Raw genomic sequence first — 20,134 nt, forward strand, 5'->3', positions numbered from 1 at the left:
GCTCAGTTCAGCCTCGCCGGCAGATGGAAGAGCGGGAACAGACGGGCGGTGTCGAGGAAGTTGTTCACGGCCGCGATCCGCCCGCCGGACAGCTCCAGGACGATCAGCGCCCACGGCTCGTGACCCTCGCCGGACACGGCCGCCCGGTACTGCCCGAACGCCGGCATCCCGTTGGCGACAGTGGGCAGCAGGCGCGAGCCCCGGCAGCCGGAGCCGGTGCCGGACATCCACGCGGTGATGTCGTCGTGGCCGCGCAGCCAGAGCGGCAGCGGCGGCATCGACAGGGTGGCGTCCTCGTGCAGCAGCGACGTCAGCGCCGTCAGGTCGTACGCCTCGAACGCCTGCACGTACCGCGCGAGCAGCGCCCGCTGGTCGGCGTCGAGCGGCTGGTACGCCGACGCCGTCAGGTCGGCCGCGGCGATCGTGGACCGGGCCCGCTGCAGGGCGCTGTTCACGCCGGCGACCGTCGAGTCGAGCAGGTCGGCCACCTCCTGCGCCGACCAGGCGAGCACCTCGCGAAGGATCAGCACCGCCCGCTGCCGTGGTGGCAGGTGTTGCAGTGCCGCCACGAAGGCCAGCCGGATCGACTCTCGTTCGGCGATCAGGTGCGCGGGATCCGTACCCTCGAAGATCCTCTCGTCCGGAACCGGCCCCACCCAGATCTGGTCGGGCCGGGGCTCGCCGGGGTTGGTCGCGGAGCCGGAACCGGCCGGGGTCAGATCCATCGGGCGCACCCGCCGCTGCGCGCTGCCCAGCATGGTGAGGCAGACGTTCGTCGCGATGCGGTAGAGCCAGGAGCGCAGCGCCGAACGGCCCTCGAAGCCGCCGAATCCTTTCCAGGCGCGGATCATCGTGTCCTGCACCGCGTCCTCGGCCTCGAAGGAGGAGCCGAGCATCCGGTAGCAGTACCCGGTGAGCTCGGGCCGGAAGGTCTCGAGCTGCGTCTCGATGTCGGTCACGCTGCCGAACCTAGTCGAATTCCAAATTCTTCCGCCACCTCCGATGAGTTCGCGCCACCCTGGCGGTCTACCCCGGCAACAGAGGAAAACGAAAGGGAACGGTCATGGCTTACGCGGACGTCAACGGCATCAACCTCTACTACGAGATCCACGGCGAGGGACGCCCGCTGGTTCTGCTGCACGGCGGCCTGGGCTCCGGTGAGATGTTCGGCCCGATCCTGGACCTGTTCGCCGCGAACCATCAGGTGATCCTCCCGGACCTGCAGGGGCACGGCCGCACCGCGGACATCGACCGGCCGATCGAGATCCCGGCCATGGGTGACGACATCGCCGCGCTGATCACCCACCTCGGCCTGGAGAACCCGGACGTTGTCGGTTTCTCGCTCGGCGGCGGTGTCGCCCTGCAGGTCGCGATCCGGCACCCGCAGAAGGTGCGCCGGGCCGTCGTCGCCTCGGCCGGGATCCGGCGCAGCGCCACCTATCCGGAGATGCTGGAGCAGCAGGGCCAGGTCACCGGCGCGGCCGCCGAGTTCATGAAGGAGACCCCGATGTACGAGCTGTACCAGCGGGTCGCGCCGCGCCCGGAGGACTTCCCCCGCCTGCTCGACAAGATCGGCGAGTCGATGGCGAAGGACTTCGACTTCACCGAGGAGGTCCGCGGCCTGCAGGTGCCGACACTGATCATGGCGGCCGACGCGGACATGTGCCCGCCGAGCCACTTCGTCGAGGTCTTCGGCCTGCTCGACGGCGGTCTGCGCGACGGCGGCTGGATGGGCGAGGGCCGGCCCAAGGGCGGTCACGCCCTCGCCATTCTGCCGGGCCTGACCCACTACAACCTGGTCGACTCCCCGCTGTTCGCGTCCACCTCGCTGGCCTTCATCGACCAGGCCTGAAAAGACGCGGAACTGGCGTACGCGCGCGGGTGCCGGGCGGTCGGGGTGTCCGTCATCCGGCGCGGCGCCGGGCCCTGCGGGCTGCCAGCTCGTCGTTCCCGCTGGGCTCGGGGATGGCGTCCAGCGGCTGCGGCATCGCCGGCTCGGCCGGCAGGTGCGACAGCGAACCCTGGATCTCCTTGAAGGCGCCGCCGATCGCGATGCCGAACACGCCCTGCCCACCCTGGAGCAGATCGACGACCTCCTCCGGGGAGCGGCACTCGTACACCGTCGTCCCGTCCGAGATCAGGGTGATCTCCGCGAGGTCGTCCACGCCGCGAGAGCGCAGCGTCTCGATCGCCCGGCGGATGTTCTGCAGTGAGACGCCCGCGTCCAGCAGCCGCTTCACGACTTTGAGGACCACCAGGTCCCGGAAGGAGTAGAGCCGCTGAGTGCCGGAGCCGGTGGCGTCCCGCACGCTCGGAACGACCAGTGTGGTCCGAGCCCAGTAGTCGAGTTGCCGGTAACTGATACCCACGGCCTGACAAGCCGTGACCCCGCGGTACCCGACCGAGCCGTCCTCGCCGACGAGAGGGCCTTCAAGGGGCTGCTCGTGCACGCGATTACCTCCCCTGCCCATGAACGAATCTAGGCGATGTGCCAGTTCACCTGGACTTCATGAGCGTATATCTCAGTCACGGCGGAAACATGGAGGTAACCGCACGACACGCCGCGTGCGAGCGAGGGAATCCGTCGGCGAGCTTCGATAGCTGGGCCACGCGGACCACGTCAGCCCGCGAAGTCCTCCGGGCGGACCTGGTCGAGGAACTCGCGGAATTTCTCCACCTCGTCCTCCTGCTCGTCCGGGATGACGATGCCGGCCTCGGTGAGCACCTCGTCCGCACAGCGGATCGGCGCGCCCACGCGCAGCGCCAGGGCGATCGAGTCACTCGGCCGGGCCGACACACGCAGGTCCTCGCCGATCAGCAGATCGGCGTAGAAGACGTTGTCCTTCAGCTCGGTGATCTCGACAGCCTTCAGCGGCGCGTCCAGCGCGGCGAGGATGTCCCGCAGCAGGTCGTGGGTCAGCGGACGAGCCGGCTTGACCCCCTGCTGCTCGTACGCGATAGCGGTCGCCTCGACCGCCCCGATCCAGATCGGAAGGTAACGATCGCCGTCGACCTCCCGCAGCAGAACGATCGGCTGGTTGCTGGGCAGCTCCACCCGGACCCCGACCACGCTCAGCTCGCGCACCGCCCGCCTCCGTGTCGTTGTTTTGTCGCCGCTGTGGTTCCAGCCGCCCCATCATCTGCACGGTACACGCACACCCCTGGTATCCGAGGAGTGCGGGACACCCCGCAAAGGGTAGGCCGAACCGGGTCAACGACCCAGTTCGCCGCGCAGGCCGGAGCGAACGAGAGCCGCGTGCAATCGCTGCGAGAGCGCTTGCAGGTCACGTGCTGTCTCGGCGGCCCGAGCCCGGGCTGCCGGGTCCTGCTGACGCGCCATCGGCGCCAGCAGTTGTGTGAACAGGCCCACTTCCCGGTCCGCGGCGTTGCGGAACGCGCGCAGGTGACGCGCCTCCAGACCGTAGCGGCCGAGCCCGACCACAGCCTCCACGATGATCACCGCGTCGGCGTCGTACCAGCCCGGCGGGCGTGCGGTGACCAGACCGATCTGCTCAAGCTCGGCCAGCACCGCCTCGTCCACACCGGTGCGTTCGATCAGGTCGTCCTTGGGGATGCGGGTGTCCGCCGGGTCGGCCGGGCGCTGGGTGCCCACCGCCACCAGCGTGGGCCGCTGCGGCACCGCCGGTTCCTGCTCCAGACGGTCCAGCTGCTCGCGGATGACGCGCAGCGGGAGGTACTGGTCCCGCTGCGCGGTCAGCACGAAACGCAGCCGGGCCACGTCGTTCCACGAGTACTTGCGGTACCCGGAGGCGGTGCGTTGCGGGTCGACAAGACCCTCCGCCTCCAGGAACCGCAACTTCGAGATCGTGGTGTCGGGGAACTCGGTGCGCAAATGTGCCAGCACCTCCCCGATGCTCATCAGCGCACCCTCACGCCCGCCCGCGGGGCCCGAAGCCCCGGGGTCACGCGCGGCCGCCCCCGACGGGTTCACGCCCGGCCGCCCTCGCCCTCCGGTCGCGGGCCGGCGATGAAGACCAGCCGGAACTTGCCGATCTGGACCTCGTCACCGTTGCTCAGCGTCGCGGCCTCGACGCGCTCCCGGTTCACATACGTACCGTTGAGCGAGCCGACGTCGCGAACGGTGAACGTGCCGCCGTCACGGTGGAACTCGGCGTGGCGGCGCGAAACCGTCACGTCGTCGAGGAAGATGTCACTGTCCGGGTGCCGTCCACTGGTCGTCACGTCGTGATCCAGCAGGAACCGGGCACCCGCGTTCGGGCCACGGCGGACCACCAGCAGCGCCATACCGGGCGGCAGCGAACCGGACATCCGGCTCGGCACCACGTCGGTCTCGGGTCCCTCGAGCACCTCGTCAAGGGCGCCAAGGTTCAGCGTGGACGTGACGTCGAGTGGGGGAAACTCGTCGTCTGGGCGCGTCATCGGACCACCTCACGGATCAGTTGGTCGCCGCGGCCGATTACAGCCCGACGCACGACTATCGGTTTCAAAGGAATAACAGTTCTTCGTGTGCTTCGCGAGCCTAGTCAGCGCCAATATCGCGAGGCAACAAGACTCGCGGAGGCCGATATAGGCTTTATCAGCTCTCGGTGAGCGCCCGGTACGCCGCGGCGTCGAGAAGCGAATCGAGCACCGCCGGGTCATCCGGGGCGATCTCCACCAGCCAGCCCGCCGCGTACGGCTCGCCGTTGATGATTTCCGGCTCGTCGGCGAGGGTCGCATTCTTCGCCACGACGGTTCCCGCTATCGGCGCGTAGATCTCCGAGACGCTCTTCGTCGACTCGATCTCACCGAGCGAGTCACCCGCCTGCACCACCGTGCCCTCGTCGGGCAGCTGCACGAAGACGATGTCACCGAGCGCGTCCTGCGCGAAATGGGTGATGCCCACCCGCACAGGGCCGCTGCCGTCACCGGCGACCCACTCGTGCTCCGCGGTGTACCGCAGATCCTCAGGAATCAACGCTTCCTCCGTTAATCACGAAACCGGACGCGCGTACTGCAAGGCTGTCGCCTTACGCACCTCGGTCACTTCGACCATGGAGCGCGAGTCCATGGTCACGCTACCGCCGTCGTTCTTCACCGACGCCACCACCCCGCCCGGGATCTGCAGCGCGGTACTCATCGTTCCGGCGGGACCGATCACCAGAAGACGGAACGTACCCGTCAGATGCTCGCCATCAGCGAGGATTCCCCCACCCTGGGCGTCCACGAAATAGGTCGCCGCGACGACCCGCACGGCGACGCCGTTATCGCCGCTCAACTGCATCACCTCACCGCCGGAACCCCGCAGCTCCTGAACGGTGTTGAGAATGTCGGACGCCTTCACCTTGGTCAGGGTGATCTCCAGCCCGGCGCCCTGCCCCGGCACGGTTCCGGCCAGCAGACCCAGCTCCTCGCTGCGCTTGCTCGCCTCCGCCAGGGCCGCTTCCCGGCCCTGAACGCCCGACGAGAGCTGTTGCCGGGTCGTCTCCAGGGCCTGGATCTCGGACAGCAGCCGGCTGTCCTGCGCCTCCAGGTCACTGAGGATCCGGACCAGGTCCTCCTGCCGCGCCGTCGCCAGCCCGTGGTCGGCGTCGTTGCTGCGCAGCTGCACCACCAGGCTGAACCCGAGCAGCGCGAGCAACACCCAGATCAGGGTCCCGGCGGGTGCGGGGCGGCGCGAGGATCGCTTCGCTTCTTCCGTACCCAATGGGCCTGGCTCTGGATCTGGCTCTTGATCTTGGTCGTTGGTCGCGCTCGGCGCGACGGTCTCGCTCTCCGAGGGATCAAGATCACTTTTGGGTACGCCGGAAGCAGGCTCGGCTGCTTGCTCCGGAAGGTTCACAGCTTCACCCGATCGAGTCAGGTCAACTGTGGGCTCGGCTGCCAGGGGCTCCGCCGGGTCCTTCACGTCGTCCTCGCGGTCGGTCATCGCAGTCCCATAGTCGTCTCAGCCCACAGTCGTCTCAGGCCCGGAACAGGTGCCGGCGAATTGCCGCGACATTACCGAAGATCCGCACGCCGAGCACGACGACGACGCCGGTGGACAGCTGACCACCCACACCGAGCTGATCACCGACGTAGACGATCAGCGCCGACACCAGCACGTTGGAGATGAACGACACGACGAACTGCTTGTCGTCGAAGATCCCGTCCAGCTTGGCGCGCACCCCGCCGAAGACCGCGTCCAGCGCCGCCACCACCGCGATCGGCAGATAGGGCACCAGCTCCGGAGGCACGGCCGGATGGAAGACGATGCCCAGCAGGACACCGGCGAGCAGGGCAAGTACGGCGATCATCGGCCGCCTTCCGACGCAGAGCCCGACGGCGCGGGCACGGGGGTGCTGGAGGAAGGAGTGCTGGGAGTCGCGACCCGCAGTTTCAGCTCGGTCGCCGCGTCCAGCGTCACGTTTTTCACCCCGGCCGCGTCGAACGACATGCCGTACCGCGCGACCAGGGTCTCGAAGAAGTGCCCGGCGTACCCGGACGTGAAGTCGCCGGCCAGGTCACCCGGACCGATCGCCACCACTTCGTACGGAGTGGCGACCGGCTGCACGTTGACCAGGATCGCCTCGCCGGCCTGACGGATCGTCGACGTGGCGGTGAGCCGCTGACCGTTGATGGAGATCGCCTCGGCGCCGGCACTCCACAGCGCGTTCGTCGCGAGCTGCAGGTCGGTGTCCTTCACCCGGCTCTCGGTGCGGCGCTCGCCGGTCACCGGGTCCACCGTCGTCGGACCGTCCGCCAGGGTGATCTTCGCGCCGTTGCCGTGCACCGCGGCGAAGCCGGTGGCCGCCTCCAGGTCACGCAGCTGCGCCAGGGCCTCACCGCTCAGTTTCTGCTCGCGCAGCGTGGCGACCTTCGCCGCCAGCTCGTCGGCGCGGCCCTGCAGCTCGGCGGTCTCGTCGCGCCGGTTCTCCACCTGCTCGATCAGCTCGTCGCGGGCCACCGTGCGGGCCGGCTCCTCGGCGACCGTCTGCCGATAGGCCACCACCAGCAGGAAACCGATCACCAGCAGCATCAGCGCGGTCGAACCGGAGGCGATCTGCCGGGCCGTGCCGGTGCGGCCACGGCCCTCGGCCTTGCGGGCTGCCGCGTCGGCGTAACCGGGGTCGAGCGGGTTCTGGAACAGCGCGGTCAGGAAGTCGGGGCCGTAGGTGCGCTTGCCGGTGGAAGCGCCGTCCGGGTCCGGAACCGTCACGGCGTCTCCCGGCCGACGTGCGGATTTTCTCGGTCAGCGCGCAGGATTTGGGCCGCCTGGACCAGATAGAGAGCCGCTGCCGCCCAGTACAGCCCGAGTGCCCACCAGGCCAGGCCCCAGCCGGTCGGGTACGCCCAGGACTCCCAGGACGGCACCGCTTTCGCCAGCAGGATGATCGGGAACGCGGCGAGCAGCAGGAACGTGCCGGTCTTGCCGACGTAGTGGACCGGCGGCGGGCCGTACCCATGGCGGCGCAGCACCAGCAGCGCGACGGCGAGCACCACCTCGCGGGCCAGCAGTGCGGCGGTCAGCCACAGCGGGACGACCTCACGAACCGTGAACCCGACGAGCGTGGCCAGGATGTAGAGCCGGTCCGCGAACGGGTCGAGCAGCTCACCGAGGCGGCTCACCGAATTCATCCGGCGGGCCAGGTAACCGTCGACCCAGTCGGTCGAGCCGCCGATCGCCAGCACGATCACCGCGGCGATGTCGTGCTCCGCGACGAGCAGCAGGTAGAGGAAGAGCGGCACGCCGAGCAGCCGCAGGAAGCTGATCACATTGGGCAGCGTGAAAATGCGGTTGGAGGTCTCGATGGACGGCGCAGGCTGCTGCGACATCACAGATTCCCTCCCCCTCGGCCCGGGCCCCCGCTCGGCGCCTGGCGGGTGACCGCGCTTTCACACCCGCTCCCCCGCGGATGGATGCGCCTGATTCCCGGTCACTCGCCGAGCAACTATAACCAGCCGCGTTCCCGCCGCCGACGCGCCGTCACAGTGGCCACACCCTCTAGTTCATCCTAGGAGGCTAGGCCATAGCCGTGGCCAGGCGCTGTTCGGGTGGTCACACGTGTCGGCATTCACAACGACCTGCTTCGATCTACGTTTTCTCAGGCCAGAACCGGCGCGGAGTGATCACGGCCGGCAATCTCCGGTTGGCAAGGCGTCAATTGAAACGTCAAGCTGTACCGCGTGTTACCCGTAACTCACGCGATCCGTGACGTCGACCAGGCCCACCAGGTCTTGAACCATTACTTCTACACATTGGACGTCGACGTACTCACGCCGCGACCAGGCTGGACGGCGTCCTTCGCGGTCGGTGGCGACGACTCCGTCACCGTCGGCGACCTGCGCTTCGGCGTCGACGTCCGGATCCGGGCCGGGGAACTCGGCTACTACCACGTGAACATGCCGCTGCACGGCGACATGGCCTTCCACCAGGGCAACGCCGCGCCGCAGCTGGCCACCGCCGCCTGCGCCGCCGTCTTCGGACCGACCGGGAACACCGTCATCGACAAGTGGGACGGCGACTGCCGGATCATCGCCGTGAAGATCGCGCGCACCGATCTGGAGAACCAGCTGGCCCTGATGCTGGACGCCCCGATCCGCGGCCCGATCGACCTGACACCCATGCTCGACGTCACCGGCGGCGCCGGCGCGGCCTGGGCCCGCCTGGCCCGGATGGTCGCGGCCGACACCAGCGAGGCCGGACTCACCCAGCACCCGGTGATCGGCGCGCGGCTGCGGGAGACCCTGGTCAGCGGGCTGCTGACGGCGAGCGGCCACCGCTATCGCGACGCCATGGAACGCCGCCGGCCGGCCCTGGCCGCCCCGGGCGCGATCCGGCGGGTAGTCGAGGCGATGCGCGCGCAGCCGGGCCGCCCGTTCACGGTGGCCGACCTCGCCACGATCGCCGGCGTCGGCGTGCGGTCACTGCAGCAGAGCTTCCAGCGGTACGTCGGGATGCCACCGATGACCTACCTGCGTCAGCTCCGGCTGGGCCTGGTGCACGAGGAACTACGCCAGGCCCGGCCGGGAACGACGGTCGCCCAGGTCGCCTACCGGTACGGCTTCACCCACCCGAGCCGCTTCGCCGCCGCGTACCGCGAGCGATACGGGGTCTCCCCCTCGGACACCCTGCGAACGTAGACAGCGTGGCGCCGGTTCGCCGGGACGCTGCCCCGATCTTGTGAGGTTGCTCCGCCCAGCAAGCCGAAACCTCACAAGATCCGAACCGCAACCGCAACCGCAACCGGAACCGTGGCGTGGCGTGGGTCGCGGTCGGGTGTCGCGAGCCGTAGCTCAGTGGTGTTATCGGCCCGTCATTCCGGGTCTGGCGTACGGCTCGCGCCGCCGAGCCGTAGCTCAGTGGCGTTATCAGGTGCCGATGACACCACTGAGCTACGGCTCGCGGAACTCGGCCTCGGCGAGTCGAGCCAGGACGGGGAGCGGGCCGTGCGGATCTCACCCCACGTCGACCCGGGGCCGGCGGCGAGCACGCCCGTGGGCGGGGCTGCCGTCCAGATCCAGGCGTGTTCCGGGCGCTATCCAGCCAGAACACGCCTGGATCTCGATGGGAAGCCGGCTGACCCGAACTCGACACGGACACCGGCAGGTCACCCTCGTGCGTGTCGGCTTCGGGTGCGGATCGAACCCGAAGTCGACACGGGACGGGCAGCCCCGCGCCAGGTCAGCCAGGACGAGACGGGCAGCCCCGCGTCAGGGTCGGGGGGCTAGCGGCGGCCTCGGCGGGCTCGGACGTAGTCGTCGATGACGTAGCGGCCGAGCTCGCCCGGTTCCGGGCTGAAGACGCGGCCGCCGTTGCGTTCGGCGACCTTGCCGACGAAGCGTTGCAGGCCCGGGTCTTCACCGAGCATGAAGACGTTCAGCGTGGCGCCGAACCGGGTGAGCAGGTCGACCTCGCGGACCGTGGCCCGCACGGTCTCCGGCATCGGCGGCCACCAGAACGTCGCCTCGCCGTCGTCCTCCAGGTGCGCGGTCGGCTCGCCGTCGGTCACCACCAGCACCACCGGCTCGGCGCCGGGGTGCCGGCGCAGGTGCCGGCCGGCCAGTTTGAGCGCGTGCTGCAGGTTGGTGCCCTTCTCCATGGTCGGCTCGATCGCGGCCAGTTCGCCCTGGCTGAGCGTCTGCGCGTACTTGCCGAAGCCGACGATCTGCAGCGCGTCCTGCGGGTATTTCGTGGCGACCAGGTGGGACAGGGCCAGGGCGGTCTGTTTCATCGGGCCCCAGCGGCCGTCGGCGTACATCGAGTAGGACAGGTCGACGCAGAGGGCCACCACGGCGGACGCGCGCCGTTCGGTCTCGGCCACCTCGAAGTCGTCGGGCTCCAGGCGTACCGGAAGGGTTTTGACGTCTCGGGAGGCGGCCCGGCGGCGGACCGCGTTGCCGAGGGTCCGGACCACGTCGAGCGGCTGGTCGTCGCCGAACTCCCAGCGCCGGGAGGAGCCGATCAGGTCGCCGGCGGCTCCGGCGTCGCGCATGTCGTGCTCGCCGCGTTTGCCGCCCGCGATGTCCTTGAAGATCGCGGAGAGCGCGGTGTGGCCGAGTCGGCGCAGCGCTTTCGGGGAGAGGGTGAGGCCCTCGTCGTCACGCTGCACCCAGCCCTGCCGGCGCAGTTCACGCTCCAGCTCGCGGAGCCGCCGCAGGTCGTCGGCGGCGCCCCGGCCCAGTTGCCGCTCGACGGCTTCGACATCCACGTCGTCGAGGGTCGCGCCCGGGTGTTCCTGGCCGAGCTGGTCGATCAGCTCGTCCAGGTCGGCGATCTCGCCCAGTGCGGACGCCGCGTCGCCGTACCCCAGATCGTTAGGCCCGCGCATCCGCTCGCCGCGACCCCAGTTGAGGCCGGGGCGCAGCGAGCGCAGGTTGTCGGTGAGCTCGGACAACTGGCCCTGCAGAGGACCATCCCCCATGGCCTGGGCCATCAGGTTCTGCAGTTCCTCGCGCTGCTGCGGGCTCAGCGACCGCATCAGACGCTCGGCCGCGGCGGCCTGCCGGGCCAGCGAGTCGATCAGCTCGTCGACGTTGCTCGGGTTGTCCGGGAAGAACTGCCCGTGCTTGTCCATGAAGTCACGGAACTGGTCCTCGGTGTTCTCGCCGCGGGCGTGCCGGTCGAGCAGCCGGTTGAGGTCACCCACCATCTCGGAGACAGCCGAGAGATCGCCCTGCTGCAACGCCTGCTTCATCCCGGCGAAGCGCTGCGACACGACCTCCTGCCGCAAACCCTCAAGGATCTGCTGGTAGATCTGCCGTGCCTCGGACGACGCCCACTCATAGGAGGACAGCTCCGAAACAGCCTGGGAGACCGACCGCGGCAGATTGTCGAGCTGCGCCTCGGCGAACCGCGCGTCCATGTCGTCCCGGGCCGCGAGCGTGTCCCGCTCCGCGGCCAGGGCCTGGTCGAGCTGCTGCCGGGCACGGGTGACCGCGCCGTCCAGATTGCCCCGGCGCAGCGCGTCCCGGCGCAGCCGCTGCGCCCGGGCCCGCAGGTCGTCGAGACCCCGGCCGTCGCGCGGGCCACGCCGGATCAGGTCGCGCAGGGCGTCCCGCAGGCTGTCGCCCTCGAGAACCCGCTCGCCCATCTCGTCGACGGCGGCGCGCACGTCGTACGGCGGGGCGAGCGGATCCGGACCGTCCTGCCATTGCCCGTATCGGAAGACGGACACGGTCAGCTCCCGTACAGGGTGCGGCCGTCGTCGGTCAGCTCCTTGGCCAGCCGCCGGGTCAGGTGCAGGCCCTCCAGGACGAACTCCACACCGGAGGCCGCCTGCCCCGGGCTCGGCGCGTCGCCGAGACCGAGCCGGTCGAGCACCTTGGCCAGGCCCGGCACCGTGGTGATCTGCGCCAGCAGGTCCTCGGCGCTGACCAGGTCACCGGTCTGGATGATCGCGCCGTCGGCGACCAGGTCGGTGAAGCCGGACAGATCGAGGCCGGCGAGCCGGTCCCGGAACGTCTCGGCCGTCGCGACCCGCAGCAGGTGCGCCAGGATCTCGGTCTCCCGGCCCTCCTCGCCGCTCTCGAACTCGACCTTGCCACGCAGCGTGGAGGTCACCGAGGTGGCGTCGCAGATGCGGGCCACCGCCTCCCGCTCGCCGCGCAGGCCGGCCCGGCGCAGCGCGGACGCCGCCACCGTCTCGGCGGCCGCGATCGCGAACCGGGCCGAGACACCGGAGCGGGTGTCCACCGACGGCGACTCGCGCACGCCGCGGGTGTACCGCGCCAGGACGTCGATGAGGTGCTCCGGGACGGACGCGACCAGGGACGCCTCCTGACGGATCAGGGCGGTCTCCAGCTCCAGGTCGACCGGGTAGTGGGTGCGGATCTCCGCGCCGAACCGGTCCTTGAGCGGGGTGATGATCCGGCCCCGGTTGGTGTAGTCCTCCGGGTTGGCGGAGGCCACGAGCAGCAGGTCGAGCGGCAGCCGGAGCTGGTAGCCACGGACCTGGATGTCGCGCTCCTCCAGCACGTTGAGCAGCGACACCTGGATGCGCTCGGCCAGGTCGGGAAGCTCGTTCACCGCGAAGATGCCCCGGTTCGTCCGGGGCACCAGGCCGAAGTGGATCGTCTCCGGGTCACCGAGGGCACGGCCCTCGGCCACCTTTATCGGGTCGACGTCGCCGACCAGGTCACCGACGCTGGTGTCCGGGGTGGCGAGCTTCTCGCCGTACCGCTCGGAGCGGTGCAGCCAGGACACCGGCAACAGGTCGCCGGCCTCGGTGGCGAGCCGGAGGCTGGCCGGGGTGAGCGGAAGGTATGGGTGCTCGTGCAGCTCCGAGCCGGTGATGAACGGGGTCCACTCGTCGAGCAGCCCGGTCAGCGACCGGATCAGACGGGTCTTGCCCTGGCCGCGCTCACCGAGCAGCACCATGTCGTGCCCGGCGAGCAGCGCCCGCTCCACCTCCGGCAGGACGGTGTCGTCATAACCGACGATGCCGGGAAAACGCGGCTGCCCGGAACGGAGACGATCGAGCAGGTTGTCGCGCAACTCCTCTTTCACGGTGCGGAACTCGTGCCCGGTGGCACGCAGCTCGCCCAGGGTGCGCGGCAGGTCGGCGGGAGGAATGGGTGTGATCGCGGAAGGAGCCTTTGTCACCGCAAGAACGCTACTCCTGTCGCCCCGACATGCCAGGACTGTGACGTGGGACGCATCCAGGGCCGCGAGATTGGCTCTCGCTCACCCTCCCTGCCGCGGCGCACGCTTCGTTCATGACAGACATTGCGCGGTACGTGGCATTCAGCTCGGATCCCAGCGGCGGCAACCCGGCCGGTGTGGTCCTCGACGCGGCCGGACTCGACGACGACCAGATGCAGAAGATCGCGGCCGAGGTCGGCTATTCGGAGACCGCCTTCGTGACCGGGCCGGCCGGCGCGGGCCTGCGGGTGCGGTACTTCAGCCCGCTCGCCGAGGTGCCGTTCTGCGGGCACGCCACGGTCGCCACGGCGGTGGCGCTCGGACCGGGCTCGCACCTGTTCGTCACCAATGCGGGCGAGGTTCCGGTCGTCGTCTCCACCGACGGTGTGGCGACGCTGACCAGCGTGGACCCGCACGTCACCGATCTCGCGGCCGACGATCTGGCGGCGCTGCTCGGGGCGCTGCGGTGGGACGCCGCCGATCTGGACGAGCAGTTGCCGGCCCGCGTCGCGTACGCCGGGGCGTATCATCCGATCCTGGCCGTGACCAGCCGGAAGCGCCTCGCCGAGCTGGACTACGACGTGCCGGCGCTGAAAGCGCTGATGACCTCGCGCGGATGGACGACGATCCAGCTGGTGCACCGGACGGCGGAGGATGCGTTCGACGTGCGCAACCCGTTCCCGATCGGCGGCGTCTACGAGGACCCGGCGACCGGCGCGGCGGCAGCGGCCTTCGGCGGTTACCTGCGCGCGCTCGGCCTGGTCGGCGCGGACGCGACAGTGCACCTGCGCCAGGGCGACGACATGGGCCGGCCGAGCCGTCTCACCGTCCGGCTGACCCCGGACGTCACCGGTGTGCGGGTCAGCGGACCCGGCGCCCCGATCCCGGAATAAGCGCTGTCCGGGTGAGGCTGGACCTCTCATGACGGCAACCCTGTTCGACCCGCGCACCCTGCTCGCGGAGAGCCGGATCGGTGTCCTCGCCACGATCAAGGCGGACGGCCGGCCGCAGCTCTCCCCCGTGACGCCCCATTACGACACCGAGGCCGGGGTCATCCTGGTCTCGATGACCGAGGGGCGCGCCAAGACCATCAACCTGCGCCGCGACCCCCGCGCCACCCTCTCGGTCACCAGCGCCGACGGCTGGTCCTGGGCCACCGCCGAGGGGATCGCCACCCTCACCGGGCCGGGCACCGAGCCGGACGGCCCCGAGGTGGAGGCGCTCGTCGACTACTACCGGCGGGCCGCCGGGGAGCATCCGGACTGGGACGAGTACCGGTCGGTGATGGTCGCCGACCGCCGGGTCCTGATGACGATGACGGTCGACCATGTCTATGGGGCCGCGCTGCGCTGACCTGTCCGGTGCGCTGATTTGTCCGGTGGGGGCGGAACCTAGGATGGCGTCTGATGAGCGCCACCATGATCGCCCGGGAACTCGCCGCTGGGCACGGCGACCGCACCCTCTTCGCAGGGCTCGACCTCGTCGTCGCGCCCGGCGACGTGATCGGTCTGGTCGGGGTCAATGGGGCGGGCAAGACGACGCTTCTGCGTACCCTCGCGGGGTTGATCCCCACGGAGAGCGGAAGCGTCTCGCTCAGCCCGCCCACCGCCAATGTCGGATATCTCCCGCAGGAGCGGGAGCGACGCGCGGGTGAGACCGTCCTGGCGTTCCTCGGCCGGCGCACCGGGGTGACCGCTGCTCAGGAAGAGATGGACGCGGCGGCTCTTCTGCTCGCGGACTCGGCCGACGGAGCCGACGATCGGTACGCGGCGGCGCTGGAACGCTGGCTCGACCTCGGCGGGGCCGACCTGGACGAGCGTGCCGCCGCCCTGGACATGGACCTGGACCTGGACGCGTCGATGACGTCGCTGTCCGGTGGCCAGGCGGCCCGGGCCGGGCTGGCGTCGTTGCTGCTCAGCCGCTATGACATCTACCTGCTGGACGAGCCGACGAACGACCTCGACCTGGCGGGTCTCGCGCAGATCGAGGCGTTCGTGGACGGTCTGCGCGCCGGAGCCGTGGTGGTGAGTCACGACCGTGAGTTCCTGATGCGGACCGTCACCAAGGTCCTCGAACTGGACCTCGCGCAGCAGCAGGTCAACCTGTTCGGCGGCGGGTACGAGTCGTATCTGTCCGAGCGTGAGCGGGCCCGGCGGCACGCCCGCGAGGAGTTCGAGGACTACTCCGACAAGAAGGAGGACCTCCTCGAACGCGCCCGGACCCAGCGGGCCTGGATGGACAAGGGCGTGCGCAACGCCCGCCGCAAAGCACCGGACAACGACAAGATCGCGAAGAGTCAGCGCGGCGAGACCAGCGAGAAGCAGGCCGCGAAAGCCCGGCAGACCGAGAAGATGATCGAACGCCTCGACGTCGTCGAAGAGCCCCGCAAGGAGTGGGAACTCCGGATGGAGATCGCGGTGGCGCCCCGGGCCGGTGCGGTCGTGGGGACGCTGCGCGACGCGGTGGTGTCGCACGGGTCGTTCGTTCTCGGGCCGGTGACGCTGCAGATCGACTGGGCCGACCGGGTCGCGATCACCGGCGCGAACGGCGCCGGCAAGTCGACGCTGCTCGCGGCGTTGCTCGGGCGGGTGCCGCTGCAGTCCGGTTCGCAGCACCTCGGCCCGGGCGTGGTGGTCGGCGAGGTCGACCAGGCGCGCGGGCTGTTCCTGTCCGAGACGCCGCTGATGCGGGCGTTCGGCGAGGTGGTTCCCACGTGGAGTGACGCCGACGTGCGGACGCTGCTCGCGAAGTTCGGGCTCCGGTCGGCGCATGTGATGCGGCCGGCCGCGACGTTGTCGCCCGGCGAGCGGACCCGGGCGGCGCTGGCGCTGTTGCAGGCGCGTGGGGTGAACCTGCTGGTGCTCGACGAGCCGACGAACCATCTGGATCTGCCGGCGATCGAGCAGCTGGAGTCGGCGCTGGAGAGTTTCACGGGGACGTTGCTGCTGGTCACGCACGATCGGCGGATGCTGTCCGCGGTGTCGACGAACCGCCACCTCGAGGTGGCCGACGGCAAGGTCTCCGGCTGACGTTCCCCCGGTTGTACGGTCTTAGGCGCCGGGGAACGGGCTTAACGCCACGGTCCCCGGCTGCACAGCATGGTGACCGTGGCGTTCAGCCGGGGACGGGCTTAACGCCACGGTCCCCGGCTGTACTGCGCGGCGACCGTGGCGTTGAGCCGGGGGTCAGCAGGCGAGCTTGAAGCGCTCGTCGGGGCCGATCTTCTTGGCGTCGGAGCGGACCACGTCGGCGCGGCGGCCGCCGCCGCCTACCGCGGTGAGGAAGTTGCCGCTCGGGGTGCGGATCGCGGACCAGCCGTCGGCGGAGAGCGGGACCACGGACAGCTTCTCGTTGGCGCCCACGGTCTTGGCGTTCGAGCGGATCACGTCGGCCTTGCGGCCTCCGCCGCCGACGACGCTGATGTAGCTCTTGTTGGCGGTACGCACGGCGAACGTGGTCGCGCTGAGGGCGATCAGCTGGAAGCGCTCGGTGGCGCCTACCGCCGTGGCGTCGGTGCGCATGGCGTTGGCGGCTTGACCACCGCCGCCGACCGCTGTCACGTAGTGGCCGCTCCGGGTCTGGATGCTGCAGATCATGGCAGCGGGCGGTGCCGCGTGCCCGGCCTGAGCAGCGTGCCCGGCCTCGGCGGCGTTTGTGGAGAGGCCGGTCTGGCCGGTGACGGTGGCTGGGGATACCGGCGTTGCCGGGGAGGCGGCGAGGGCAGCGGCGGCGGGTACGGCCAGGCAGGCTGCTGCGGAGATGGCGGCGATGTACCGGATGCGAGACATCTGGGGGACCCCTTCGAGCGATATGCCGGATTTGTCACGAAACAATATGACTCATCTGGTGTAGAAGCGGGCCGGGAACACGCCGCCGGGCCGGTTCTATTCGTCCGCCGCCGAACAGCGCGGCCGCCAACGAGCGGCGCAGTCATGCCGTGTCGCCGGCCGGCGCTGTTATCCGGGTCGCCAGTGCTCGGCGATAGTCGCGCGGGGAACTGCCGGTCACCCGTTTGAAGGCGGTGCTCAGGGCGCTCTCCGAGCCGTACCCGATGGCGTGCGCGATGGCCGCGACCGTTCCGTCGCCGCGCCGGAGCCGGGCGGCGGCGAGCTCGATCCGCCAGCCGGTGAGGTAGTCGAGCGGTCCCCGGCCCATCGCCTGCCGGAACCGCGCGGCGAGGGTTGACCGGGAGACCGCGGACACCTCGGCCAGATCTGCGACGGTCCAGGCTCGCTCCGGCCGGGCATGGAGCGCCCGCAGCGCCGGCGCCACCACCGGATCGGCGAGCCCGGCGAGAAGACCAGGACCGCCGCCTGCCACGTGCAGCCGGAGGATGTGGATCAGCATGATCATGGCCAGGTGTTCGGTGACCAGGGTGGAGGCCAGGGGGCGGCCTCCCAGCTCCTCGTCGATGCGCGCCAGGGACCAGCGGATGGTCTGTGCCTCGGCGGTGCCGGCCGGCACGTGGATCACCGGCGGCAGAGCGTCCAGCAGCAGCTCCCGGGCGCGGTCGCCGAAGTCGAAGCGGCCGCCGATCACGCGTACCCCAGCGGTCTCACCGACCTGGGCCACCCCCGAAGCCGCCGCCGAGAAGATCGGGCCGGCCGGGACGGGCGGAACGCCCGGGCCGCTGGCCAGGGTGAACGCACGCGGCTGGATCAGCAGGAAGCAGTCGCCCTCGGCCAGCGGGATCGGTCCGGGTACGCCGTCGACGGTCAGCAGGCAGCTGCCCCGGGCGACGGCGTTGAACTTGACGGCGAGGGGCGGTTCGAAGTCGATGGCCCAGTCGCCGCCGGCCACGAGGGCGGTGGAGAGGCTACTGGTCACGCCGGCCAGGGCCAGGACGTCGTCAAGGGGATCACCATGCTGGACGCTCACGCAACTATCTTGGACTCAGAACCATTCATCGTCCAGGGATCGCGACATAGCGTGAAGCACATGATCGTTACTCCCTTCACCGCCCGGTCCACCGCCGCCGACGTTCTCGACGGCCTTGATCTCACCGGCCGGCGTGTTCTGGTCACCGGTGGCGGCTCCGGGCTCGGTCTCGCCACCAGCCAGGCGCTGCGTGATGCCGGCGCCGAGGTGATCGCGACGAGCCGCGCCGATTTCGACCTGGCCGACCCCGCGTCGATCAACACCTTCACCAACGCCTGGACCGGCCCGCTGCACGCGATCGTCGCGAACGCCGGGATCATGGCGCTGCCGGAGCTGACCCGCGCCCGCAACGGCTGGGAGATGCAGCTCGCCACCAACTTCCTCGGCCACTTCGCGCTGATCACCGGCCTGCGCGAGCACCTGACAGCGGACGCCCGGATCGTGCTGGTCAGTTCCGGCGCCCAGCTCAACGCGGGCCTGGACTTCGACGACCCGCAGTTCGAGCGGCGGGCGTACGACCCGTGGGTGGCGTACGCCCAATCGAAGACCGCCGACGTCCTGCTGGCCGTGGCGCTCTCCCGCAAATGGGGTGTGACCGCGAACGCGCTCGCCCCCGGGCGCATCCACACCAGCCTGCAGCGGCACCTCTCGGACGCGACGATGCAGGCGATGGGCGCCATGGATCAGACCGGCGAGCTGATCCACCCGGACAACTTCAAGACTCCCGAGCAGGGTGCGGCGGCGTCCGTGCTGCTCGCCGCGTCACCGCTGATCGACGGGGTGACCGGGCGGTACTTCGACGAGGACGTGCAGATCGCCGGCGTGGTGCCGGGCGGGACCGGCCTGCACGCGGGCGTTGCCCATTGGTCGGTAGACCCCGCGAACGCCGACCGGCTGTGGGATCTGGCTATCGAAGCCCTGCGGCCATCTCGATGAGGTGCCCGAGCACGGCGTCCCCGGAGGTCCGGAGGCCGTCGTGCTCGTACTCATTCGTCACCCAGGTGCGAACATTGCCAACAGTCGACGCGGTCAGCAGTGACAGCTCCGCGTCCACGTACATGTCGTCGGCGTACACCGCCGCCAGCACCGGCACCTCGTTGCCCGCGAGACGATCCACGTCGACGAGATCGGGCCAGTCATCAGCGGCGGCCAGCAGATCGGCGGCGCCGGCGAACGGCCGCAACGCGGCGATCTCGGCGAACATCCAGGGGTACATCATCTCGCCGGTGAACAGCAGCGGGTCCGCCTTCTCCCCGAATTCCGGATATCTCGAGATGAGGCGTGACGCGGCCCAGCCGGAGGCCACTCCCTGCCGCCCGTAGCAGTACTCCTGCAGCGCGAACAACGGCGTGTCGACGAACCCCGTCAACCGCATCACCTCGTGCAGAAACGTGTCCGACAACCACGAACCGTGCCACGCCTCTTCGAAAAGCCAGTGCACCTGCGCGTACCCGGAACTCATCCCGAAAGCGTTCCCGAGAAGCCGCAACCGCCGTGCGGTGAGCCGATCCCCGTCCGGCAACCGCACATCGGCGGACTCCAGGTGATCGGCGACCGCGCGCACTCCCGCCACGTCCTCGGGAAACGCTCGATAGAACTCGGCATTCTTCGCGGCCACCCGCGGATAGGTCCGGGCATAAACATCGTCGGCCGTGGCGGTCAGACCCGGCAGCCCACCGGTCACATAGCAATTCCGCAAACCCTGCGGCGCCGCCGACAGATAGGCCATCGTCACGAAACCGCCGTAACTCTGCCCGAGCGTGTCCCATTTCGAGCCGCCGGCCAGCCGTTCCCGCAGAATCTCCGCGTCCGCGACGATGCTGTCCGCCCGGAACAGCCGGAGAAACGCCGCGAGCCGGTCCGCCGGCATGTCCCGCACGGTCCGCGCGGTGATCGGCGTACTGCGCCCGGTCCCCCGCTGGTCCAGCAACAAAACCCTATGGGTACGCGTAGCGCGCGCCAGCCAGCTGTCCGCCCGCAGCGGCCGCGGCGATTTCCCGCCCGGACCGCCCTGCAGGAACAGCAGCCACGGCAGATCGTCGCCCACCCGATCGGCCGCCACCACCTCGCGCGCGAAGATCTCGATCCCGGCCACACCGGGTTTCCGATGATCAAGCGGCACGGTGACGGTGTGGTCGGTGAAACGCAGTCCCGGGTGAGCGATCACCAACT

At 70.0% G+C, this 20,134-nt stretch carries 21 protein-coding genes; 6 read left to right on the plus strand and 15 right to left on the minus strand.

The features are described 5' to 3' along the window. Positions 1 to 2: 2 nt before the first annotated feature. Positions 3 to 959, minus strand: coding sequence for a sigma-70 family RNA polymerase sigma factor (locus B0I29_RS32960; RefSeq protein ID WP_111653032.1), 957 nt, complete (start codon positions 957 to 959; stop codon positions 3 to 5). Positions 960 to 1,063: 104 nt separating this feature from the next. Between B0I29_RS32960 and B0I29_RS32965 the strand changes: the two genes are divergently transcribed. Beyond that, positions 1,064 to 1,852: an alpha/beta fold hydrolase gene (locus B0I29_RS32965; RefSeq protein WP_111653033.1), complete on the plus strand. Its 789-nt coding sequence runs from the start codon at positions 1,064 to 1,066 to the stop codon at positions 1,850 to 1,852. A 52-nt stretch (positions 1,853 to 1,904) separates the two neighbouring features. Here B0I29_RS32965 and B0I29_RS32970 read toward each other — a convergent pair whose 3' ends face one another. From B0I29_RS32970 to clsA, 9 genes are all read right to left on the minus strand, one after another. After that, positions 1,905 to 2,450 carry a MerR family transcriptional regulator gene (locus B0I29_RS32970; RefSeq protein WP_111653034.1) on the minus strand — a complete coding sequence of 182 codons (546 nt, stop codon included), beginning with the start codon at positions 2,448 to 2,450 and terminating at the stop codon, positions 1,905 to 1,907. Between the two features lie 170 nt (positions 2,451 to 2,620). Next, positions 2,621 to 3,085 carry a bifunctional nuclease family protein gene (locus tag B0I29_RS32975; protein ID WP_111653035.1) on the minus strand — a complete coding sequence of 155 codons (465 nt, stop codon included), beginning with the start codon at positions 3,083 to 3,085 and terminating at the stop codon, positions 2,621 to 2,623. 126 nt (positions 3,086 to 3,211) lie between these two features. Then, positions 3,212 to 3,880 carry a transcriptional regulator FtsR gene (ftsR, locus tag B0I29_RS32980; protein ID WP_111653036.1) on the minus strand — a complete coding sequence of 223 codons (669 nt, stop codon included), beginning with the start codon at positions 3,878 to 3,880 and terminating at the stop codon, positions 3,212 to 3,214. Positions 3,881 to 3,948: 68 nt separating this feature from the next. After that, entirely contained in the window at positions 3,949 to 4,401 is a 453-nt protein-coding gene (gene odhI / locus B0I29_RS32985; RefSeq protein ID WP_014445292.1) for an oxoglutarate dehydrogenase inhibitor Odhl, read from the minus strand. 157 nt (positions 4,402 to 4,558) lie between these two features. Continuing rightward, positions 4,559 to 4,939: a glycine cleavage system protein GcvH gene (gene gcvH, locus B0I29_RS32990; protein ID WP_111653037.1), complete on the minus strand. Its 381-nt coding sequence runs from the start codon at positions 4,937 to 4,939 to the stop codon at positions 4,559 to 4,561. Positions 4,940 to 4,954: 15 nt separating this feature from the next. Beyond that, complete coding sequence (locus B0I29_RS32995) at positions 4,955 to 5,890, minus strand: DUF881 domain-containing protein (protein WP_245972929.1); 936 nt, start codon at positions 5,888 to 5,890, stop codon at positions 4,955 to 4,957. 34 nt (positions 5,891 to 5,924) lie between these two features. After that, complete coding sequence (locus B0I29_RS33000; protein ID WP_014445295.1) at positions 5,925 to 6,257, minus strand: small basic family protein; 333 nt, start codon at positions 6,255 to 6,257, stop codon at positions 5,925 to 5,927. After that, the gene (locus B0I29_RS33005; RefSeq protein WP_111653039.1) at positions 6,254 to 7,159 is read right to left on the minus strand and encodes a DUF881 domain-containing protein; all 906 of its coding nucleotides are present in this window, start codon (positions 7,157 to 7,159) and stop codon (positions 6,254 to 6,256) included. The genes B0I29_RS33000 and B0I29_RS33005 overlap by 4 nt, the downstream gene beginning before the upstream one ends. Next, the gene (gene clsA / locus B0I29_RS33010; protein WP_111653040.1) at positions 7,156 to 7,776 is read right to left on the minus strand and encodes a cardiolipin synthase ClsA; all 621 of its coding nucleotides are present in this window, start codon (positions 7,774 to 7,776) and stop codon (positions 7,156 to 7,158) included. Before clsA ends, B0I29_RS33005 begins: the two co-directional genes overlap by 4 nt. Positions 7,777 to 8,127: 351 nt before the next feature. On the opposite strand from clsA, the gene B0I29_RS33015 reads away from it, so the two are divergent. Beyond that, complete coding sequence (locus B0I29_RS33015; protein WP_111653041.1) at positions 8,128 to 9,084, plus strand: AraC family transcriptional regulator; 957 nt, start codon at positions 8,128 to 8,130, stop codon at positions 9,082 to 9,084. A gap of 584 nt (positions 9,085 to 9,668) precedes the next feature. Here B0I29_RS33015 and B0I29_RS33020 read toward each other — a convergent pair. Together B0I29_RS33020 and B0I29_RS33025 are read right to left on the minus strand one after the other, a co-directional pair. Next, entirely contained in the window at positions 9,669 to 11,618 is a 1,950-nt protein-coding gene (locus B0I29_RS33020) for a vWA domain-containing protein (protein ID WP_375790606.1), read from the minus strand. 2 nt (positions 11,619 to 11,620) lie between these two features. Continuing rightward, the gene (locus B0I29_RS33025) at positions 11,621 to 13,045 is read right to left on the minus strand and encodes a sigma 54-interacting transcriptional regulator (protein WP_111653043.1); all 1,425 of its coding nucleotides are present in this window, start codon (positions 13,043 to 13,045) and stop codon (positions 11,621 to 11,623) included. Between the two features lie 113 nt (positions 13,046 to 13,158). On the opposite strand from B0I29_RS33025, the gene B0I29_RS33030 reads away from it, so the two are divergent. Genes B0I29_RS33030 through B0I29_RS33040 form a run of 3 tightly spaced genes read left to right on the plus strand, consistent with a single transcriptional unit; the run spans position 13,159 to position 16,113 of the window. Next, positions 13,159 to 13,977, plus strand: coding sequence for a PhzF family phenazine biosynthesis protein (locus B0I29_RS33030; RefSeq protein WP_111653044.1), 819 nt, complete (start codon positions 13,159 to 13,161; stop codon positions 13,975 to 13,977). A 28-nt stretch (positions 13,978 to 14,005) separates the two neighbouring features. Beyond that, complete coding sequence (locus B0I29_RS33035) at positions 14,006 to 14,437, plus strand: PPOX class F420-dependent oxidoreductase (protein ID WP_111653045.1); 432 nt, start codon at positions 14,006 to 14,008, stop codon at positions 14,435 to 14,437. A 53-nt stretch (positions 14,438 to 14,490) separates the two neighbouring features. Next, positions 14,491 to 16,113 carry an ABC-F family ATP-binding cassette domain-containing protein gene (locus B0I29_RS33040; protein ID WP_111653046.1) on the plus strand — a complete coding sequence of 541 codons (1,623 nt, stop codon included), beginning with the start codon at positions 14,491 to 14,493 and terminating at the stop codon, positions 16,111 to 16,113. A 156-nt stretch (positions 16,114 to 16,269) separates the two neighbouring features. Here B0I29_RS33040 and B0I29_RS33045 read toward each other — a convergent pair whose 3' ends face one another. After that, positions 16,270 to 16,872: a fascin domain-containing protein gene (locus B0I29_RS33045; protein WP_111653047.1), complete on the minus strand. Its 603-nt coding sequence runs from the start codon at positions 16,870 to 16,872 to the stop codon at positions 16,270 to 16,272. A 142-nt stretch (positions 16,873 to 17,014) separates the two neighbouring features. Continuing rightward, positions 17,015 to 17,962, minus strand: coding sequence for an AraC family transcriptional regulator (locus B0I29_RS33050; RefSeq protein ID WP_111653048.1), 948 nt, complete (start codon positions 17,960 to 17,962; stop codon positions 17,015 to 17,017). A gap of 60 nt (positions 17,963 to 18,022) precedes the next feature. Between B0I29_RS33050 and B0I29_RS33055 the strand changes: the two genes are divergently transcribed. Further along, positions 18,023 to 18,898 (plus strand): SDR family NAD(P)-dependent oxidoreductase, encoded by an 876-nt coding sequence (locus tag B0I29_RS33055; RefSeq protein ID WP_111653049.1) that lies wholly within the window; start codon positions 18,023 to 18,025, stop codon positions 18,896 to 18,898. Here the strand turns inward: B0I29_RS33055 and B0I29_RS33060 are convergent. Next, the gene (locus B0I29_RS33060) at positions 18,870 to 20,129 is read right to left on the minus strand and encodes an alpha/beta fold hydrolase (RefSeq protein WP_111653050.1); all 1,260 of its coding nucleotides are present in this window, start codon (positions 20,127 to 20,129) and stop codon (positions 18,870 to 18,872) included. The two genes, B0I29_RS33055 and B0I29_RS33060, sit on opposite strands and share 29 nt — an antisense overlap. Positions 20,130 to 20,134: the final 5 nt, after the last annotated feature.

This window comes from Actinoplanes lutulentus (assembly GCF_003259845.1).
GTDB classification, from domain to species: Bacteria; Actinomycetota; Actinomycetes; order Mycobacteriales; family Micromonosporaceae; genus Actinoplanes; species Actinoplanes lutulentus.